Source organism: Pseudomonas sp. MNR3A, assembly GCF_009650575.1.
GTDB classification, from domain to species: domain Bacteria; phylum Pseudomonadota; class Gammaproteobacteria; order Pseudomonadales; family Pseudomonadaceae; genus Aquipseudomonas; species Aquipseudomonas machongensis.
Window position 1 is genome coordinate 1 of the sequence record NZ_VZZS01000047.1, and the last position, 6,451, is coordinate 6,451.

Consider the following 6,451-nt stretch of genomic DNA (forward strand, 5'->3'; position numbering starts at 1 on the left):
TCGGAATGCTCATGTACTCCAGTACACTGCGCTTCCTCCCCCCGTTTCGCCTTGTCTGGCCTTCGCGCAGACACATTTCAGACAGACCCTAGCGATGTTGCATTAACCGAGTGTTAACGCTTGTCTCAATGCAGCCCCTGGATATAGCTGGCCAACGCCTCGATATCCTTGTTGCTCAGCTTGCCGGCGATGGTGCGCATGGTCATGGCATCGCCATCGTTGGTGCGATTACCTTCACGGAAGTCGGTGAGCTGCTTGCTGACATACTGCGAGTGCTGGCCGCTCAGGTGAGGGAAGCCGGCAAGGGCGATGCCTGCGCCGTTAGGGGAGTGGCAACCGGTGCAGGCGGGCATGCCTTTCTCCAGGTCACCGCCGTTGAACAGCGCACGACCACGCTCGACCAGCTTGGGATCTGCCGCGCCGACACTGCCTTTCTGGCTGGCGAAGTAAGCGGCGATATCGGCCAGGTCCTGGTCATTGAAGGCGGCCAGCATGCCGGTCATTTCCAGCACCGTGCGCTTGCCCGACTTGATGTCGTGCAATTGCTTCTCAAGGTAGCGCTGGCCCTGGCCGGCCAGTTTCGGGAAGTTCGGCGCCAGGCTGTTGCCGTCAGGGTTATGGCAGGCACCACAGACCGCAGTCTTCGCCTGGCCGGCAGCGGCATCGCCTTTGATGGGGTCGGCAGCAGTGGCCGCACCTGCGACACCCATGGTCAACAGCAGACTCACGAATAGTTTGTTCATCAGCTAATCCAACACGGCTAAGGGTGAAATGTTATGTATCGGGACTGCCACTCATCCAAAGGATGACCAATCGGTAGTCCTCGGCACTGCAGTCCATGCACAATCCACGCGGCGGCATAGCCTTGAAACCCTGGGTAACATGCGCCACCAGTACATCCACACCTCGCGCCAGCCTCGGTTCCCAGGCCGCCGCATCGCCCTTCCTGGGGGCCTGTGGCAGCTGACCGGCGTGACAGGCCGCACATGTGCGGTTGTACAACGCCTCGGGATCCTGTGTAGCCTGTGCGCTGAAAAACGGCTGGAACATACCGACCGCCAGCAGCCATTTCGCCATGCGGAACGACCTGACAGGGTTGGGGGCCGCGCTGCGTTCTGATGCGCGAGCTAGTGATCGACACCCCATGCTCGTCCTCCTTCGCTGGGAGAATGAGCACACAAAAACTGGGGCATTATATACTTCCGCCCTCCAAACGGAAACGCGGCCTGGATCAGGCAACACCACATCGGATATCCCATGCAAGTCAAGAACCCCATCCTCGGCCTCTGCCAGAAAGCCAAATTCGCCCTCAGCGCTGCCAAGGTCGAACAATGCCCGGAAGACCAGGGCTACGAGGTGGCTTTCGCCGGCCGCTCCAACGCCGGTAAGTCCAGCGCCCTCAATACCCTGACCCATGCCAGCCTGGCGCGTACCTCCAAGACCCCGGGGCGCACCCAGCTGTTGAATTTCTTCAGTCTGGACGATGAACGGCGTTTGGTCGACCTGCCAGGTTACGGTTATGCGAAAGTGCCGATTCCGCTCAAGCAGCACTGGCAGAAACACCTGGAGGCCTACCTGGGCGGGCGCGAGTGCCTGCGCGGCGTGATCCTGCTGATGGACGTGCGCCACCCGATGACCGACTTCGACAAGATGATGCTCGACTGGGCCAAGGCCAGCGGCATGCCCATGCACATCCTGCTGACCAAGGCCGACAAGCTCACTCACGGCGCGGGCAAGAACACTCTGCTCAAGGTGCAGTCGGAAATTCGCAAGGGCTGGGGCGACGCGGCGTCCATCCAGCTGTTTTCGGCACCCAAGCGCCAGGGGCTGGAAGAGGCCTATCGGGTCTTGGCGCACTGGATGGAGCTGGAAGACAAGCCGGTGGCTTGAAGATCCACCTGCACGCTGTGGCGGCGGGCGGGTCCGCTGCCACAGGCTTCTCCAGCAGCCATGAGGCAAATTCCGGGCAAAAAAAACCCCGGACTTCATATGGGGAGGGGGAAGTTCGGGGTCCAAGTCCGGACCGCTAGGGCGGGGTCCAGATATCTGCCAACACTTAACACAACATAGGAGCATCGAAAGGCTTCACCAGCCATTCAGTTACTCTGAGTTCCGGTTCACCGGTTTAGTTCCGAAGCCTTGAAAACTATTTGCGATAGTTTCATGAAGCTTCAGAACCGGGGGCGAGGAGCCTACCCTGCGGATCCGCGACACTACGCCACAGATCCTACTCCTCTTCGCCACGCCGTTTAGTGAGCTTCGTCCCAATTCGAACCAACGCCGACCTCGACCAACAGCGGCACATCGAGCTGCGCGGCGTTGCTCATGTAGGGGCGAATTTCGGCCTTCACCTGCTCGACCAGGTCTTCACGCACCTCCAGCACCAGTTCGTCGTGCACCTGCAGGATCACCCGTGCATCCAGGCCACTGTCGTTCAGCCAGTTGTCTACCGCGACCATGGCGCGCTTGACGATATCGGCCGCGGTGCCCTGCATCGGCGCGTTGATCGCGGTGCGTTCGGCGCCTTTGCGCAGGGCCGGGTTCTTCGCATTGATGTCCGGCAGATACAGGCGCCGCCCGAACAGCGTCTCGACGAAGCCTTGCTCGGCGGCCTGGGTGCGGGTGCGCTCCATGTAGGCCAGCACGCCGGGATAGCGGGCGAAGTAACGGTCGATGTAGTCCTGCGACTGCTTGCGGTCGACGCCGATCTGCTTCGCCAGACCGAAGGCGCTCATGCCGTAGATCAAGCCGAAGTTGATGGCCTTGGCGCTGCGGCGCTGGTCGTTGGTAACCGCCTCCAGCGCCACACTGAATACCTCCGCGGCCGTTGCGCGGTGCACATCGAGGTCATTGCGGAAGGCATGCAGCAGGCCTTCATCCTTGGCCAGGTGGGCCATGATGCGCAGCTCGATCTGCGAGTAGTCCGCGGCCAGCAGCTTGTAGCCGGGGCTGGCGACGAAGGCCTGGCGGATGCGTCGGCCTTCGGGAGTGCGTACCGGAATGTTCTGCAGGTTCGGGTCGCTGGACGACAAGCGCCCGGTGGCGGCCACCGCCTGCTGGTAGGAGGTGTGGATACGCCCGGTACGCGGGTTGATCTGCTCCGGCAGCTTGTCGGTGTAGGTACTCTTGAGCTTGCTCAGCGAGCGGTATTCCATCAGCACCGTTGGCAGCGGATAGCCTTCGGCGGCCAGGTCTGCTAGCACGGCTTCGGCCGTGGAAGCCTGGCCCTTGGCGGTCTTGCTCAATACCGGCATGCCCAGCTTGTCATAGAGGATCACCCCCAGTTGCTTGGGTGAGCCCAGATTGAACTCCTCGCCGGCCAGCTCGAACGCCCGACGTTCGAGCTCGGCCATCTTCACGCCCAGCTCACCGCTCTGCACCTTGAGCAGCGCAGCGTCGACCAGCGCGCCCTGGCGCTCGATCCTGGCCAGCACCGGCACCAGCGGCATCTCGATATCCATCAGCACCGGCTGCACGCTGGGGGTTTTCGCCAGGCGTGCCTGCAGTGCGTGGTGCAGGCGCAGGGTGATGTCGGCATCTTCGGCGGCGTACGGGCCAGCCTTGTCCAGATGGATCTGGTTGAAGGTCAACTGCTTGGCGCCCTTGCCAGCAATATCCTCGAACGCAATGGTGCTGTGGTCGAGGTATTTCTGCGCAAGGCTGTCCATGTCGTGACGCGTAGCAGTAGAGTCGAGCACATAGGACTCGAGCATGGTGTCATAGGCCACGCCGCGCATCTGGATCGGCAGCGAAGCGTTGGCCAGGATATTGATGTCGTACTTGGCGTTCTGCCCGACCTTGGCCTTGGCCGGGTCTTCCAGCAGCGGCTTGAGCGCCGTTAGCACCGCGTCGCGGTCCAGCTGCGTCGGAGCACCTTCGTAGTCGTGGGCCAGCGGCACATAGGCCGCTTCATGGGGCTCGACCGCGAACGACAGGCCGACCAGCTCCGCACGCTGGGCATCCAGGCCGGTGGTCTCGGTGTCGAAGGCGAACAGCGGCGCCTGGCGCAGCTTCTCGAGCCAGACATCGAAGCGCGCCTGGTCGAGGATGGTTTCGTATTTCGCCTCGACCTGGGCAGCAGGCTCCTCGACCGGAGCAATGGTGTCACCCTCCCGGGCGGCGTCGCGCTGTACCTCGGCGATCCAGCTCTTGAACTCCATTTCGGTGTACAGCGCCAGCAATGCTTCGCGGTCCGGCTCGCCGCATATCAGGGCATCGACTTGGACATCCAGCTCGACATCGACCTTGATGGTCGCCAGCTCGTACGACAGGAACGCCGCGTCGCGGTGCTCCTCGAGCTTGGCCGGCAGGGTCTTGGCGCCGCGAATGGCCAGGCCCGGAACCTTGTCGAGGTTCTCGTACAGGTCACGCAGACCGCCACCGATACCGGTCAACAGGCCCACTGCGGTCTTCTCGCCGACCCCCGGAACACCGGGGATGTTGTCGACCTTGTCGCCCATCAGGGCCAGGAAGTCGATGATGTGCTCAGGGCCCACGCCGAACTTCTCGTGCACGCCTGCCACGTCGAGCACCGTGCCGGTCATGGTGTTGACCAGGGTGATGTGGCCGTCTACCAGTTGCGCCATGTCCTTGTCGCCGGTCGAGATGATGACCGGACGCCCGGCTGCCGCACTGCTGCGGGCCAGGGTACCGATCACGTCGTCGGCCTCGACACCCTCGACGCACAGCAATGGGTAGCCCAGGGCCCTGACGCTGGCGTGCAACGGTTCGACCTGCACACGCAGATCGTCGGGCATGCTCGGGCGGTTGGCCTTGTACTCGGCGAACATGGCGTCGCGGAAAGTGCCGCCCTTGGCGTCGAAGACCACCGCGAACAGGCTGTCCGGGTACTGCTTGCGCAAGCTCTTGAGCATGTTCAACACGCCCTTGACCGCTCCGGTGGGCATGCCTTTGGAGGTGGTCAGCGGCGGCAGGGCGTGAAAGGCGCGGTAGAGGTAGGACGAACCGTCCACCAGGACGAGAGGCGCTTGGCTCATGAGGAGAATCAACCTTTTCGACGGGTCCGGAGCTAGAATAGCCGGATCAGTGACGACAAAAGGACTTAGGTTATCATGCGTACACCCATTCGCCTGTTACTGCTCAGCCTGCTGGCCACCATGCCGGTCGTTACGCTGGCGGCGGACGACGCCCCATCGGCAGATCCCGATGTGACCATTCGCACGGAAGGCGACAGAACCATCCAGGAGTACCGTCAGAACGGTTTCCTGTATGCGATCAAGATCACGCCGAAAAACGGCAAGCCTTATTTCCTGGTACGCGCCGATGGCTCCGATGGCAATTTCATTCGATCCGACCAGCCGGACATGCTGATTCCGTCCTGGAAAATCTTCGAATGGTAAGCTAGTAACGCGTATCGTTCTTATCAACCAGGCACCTCCTCCAGGAGGTGCCCGTATGGGCAACTTTTCAACATGTCAGTCTTCACCCCTGTGTCCCGGCCTGAGCTGGAAACCTTTCTGGCGCCGTACGAGCTGGGCCGTCTGCTCGACTTCCAGGGCATTGCCGCCGGAACCGAAAACAGCAATTTCTTCGTAAGCCTGGAAAAAGGGGAATTCGTCCTGACGCTGATCGAGCGGGGGCCGGCCGAAGACATGCCGTTCTTCATCGAACTGCTCGACGTCCTGCATGACGCCGACATGCCCGTTCCCTACGCTGTGCGCGATCGCGACGGCAAGGGCCTGCGCGAACTGTGCGGCAAGCCGGCACTGCTACAGCCACGGCTGTCGGGCAAGCACGTCAAGGCGCCGAACAACCAGCACTGCGCCCAGGTTGGCGAGCTGTTGGCGCATATCCACCTGGCGACCCGCGAGCGCATCATCGAGCGCCGCACTGATCGGGGCCTGGACTGGATGCTGGCCTCAGGCGCCGACCTGCTGCCGGGCCTGAGCACCGAACAGGCGCAGCTGCTGCAACCGGCGCTGGACGAAATCGCCGCGCACAAGGCGCAGATCCTGGCACTGCCCAGGGCCAACCTGCACGCCGACCTGTTCCGCGACAACGTGATGTTCGAAGGCACCCACCTGACCGGGCTGATCGATTTCTACAACGCCTGCTCCGGGCCGATGCTGTATGACATCGCCATCACCATCAACGACTGGTGCCTGGACGCCGACGGCGGCATCGATCTGCCGCGCGCCCAGGCGCTGCTGGGGGCGTACGCGGCGCTGCGGCCGTTCACTGCGGCCGAGGCAGCGCTGTGGCAGGTGATGCTGCGCGTGGGTTGCGTACGCTTCTGGCTGTCGCGCCTGATCGCGGCGCGGGACTTCGCCGGCATGGACGTGACGATCCATGATCCGAGCGAGTTCGAGGTGCGTTTGGTGCAGCGTCAGCAGGTGGCTTTGAAGTTGCCGTTTGCGCTGTAAGCGCGGCGGCCCTATCGCGGGACAAGTCGCAGCGGCGAACCGTCGCTCCCACAGGCACGGCACTGAAC

General features: G+C 62.6%; 6 protein-coding genes. 3 read left to right on the forward strand and 3 right to left on the reverse strand.

Annotated features, from left to right (window positions below):
- Window positions 1-125 precede the first annotated feature (125 nt).
- Both F6X62_RS25085 and F6X62_RS25090 read right to left on the reverse strand, forming a co-directional pair.
- Window positions 126-743: a cytochrome c gene (locus tag F6X62_RS25085; RefSeq protein WP_054893351.1), complete on the reverse strand. Its 618-nt coding sequence runs from the start codon at window positions 741-743 to the stop codon at window positions 126-128.
- A gap of 31 nt (window positions 744-774) precedes the next feature.
- Window positions 775-1,077: a cytochrome c5 family protein gene (locus F6X62_RS25090; RefSeq protein ID WP_054893352.1), complete on the reverse strand. Its 303-nt coding sequence runs from the start codon at window positions 1,075-1,077 to the stop codon at window positions 775-777.
- A gap of 180 nt (window positions 1,078-1,257) precedes the next feature.
- On the opposite strand from F6X62_RS25090, the gene yihA reads away from it, so the two are divergent.
- The gene (gene yihA, locus F6X62_RS25095) at window positions 1,258-1,890 is read left to right on the forward strand and encodes a ribosome biogenesis GTP-binding protein YihA/YsxC (RefSeq protein WP_153775016.1); all 633 of its coding nucleotides are present in this window, start codon (window positions 1,258-1,260) and stop codon (window positions 1,888-1,890) included.
- Between the two features lie 359 nt (window positions 1,891-2,249).
- On the opposite strand, the gene polA is transcribed toward yihA, so the two are convergent.
- Window positions 2,250-4,997, reverse strand: coding sequence for a DNA polymerase I (polA, locus tag F6X62_RS25100; protein WP_153775017.1), 2,748 nt, complete (start codon window positions 4,995-4,997; stop codon window positions 2,250-2,252).
- Window positions 4,998-5,072: 75 nt separating this feature from the next.
- On the opposite strand from polA, the gene F6X62_RS25105 reads away from it, so the two are divergent.
- Both F6X62_RS25105 and F6X62_RS25110 read left to right on the forward strand, forming a co-directional pair.
- Window positions 5,073-5,360: a DUF2782 domain-containing protein gene (locus tag F6X62_RS25105; RefSeq protein ID WP_063542000.1), complete on the forward strand. Its 288-nt coding sequence runs from the start codon at window positions 5,073-5,075 to the stop codon at window positions 5,358-5,360.
- A 72-nt stretch (window positions 5,361-5,432) separates the two neighbouring features.
- Window positions 5,433-6,383, forward strand: a complete 951-nt coding sequence (locus F6X62_RS25110; RefSeq protein WP_153775018.1) for a homoserine kinase — start codon at window positions 5,433-5,435, stop codon at window positions 6,381-6,383.
- The last annotated feature ends 68 nt before the right edge of the window (window positions 6,384-6,451 follow it).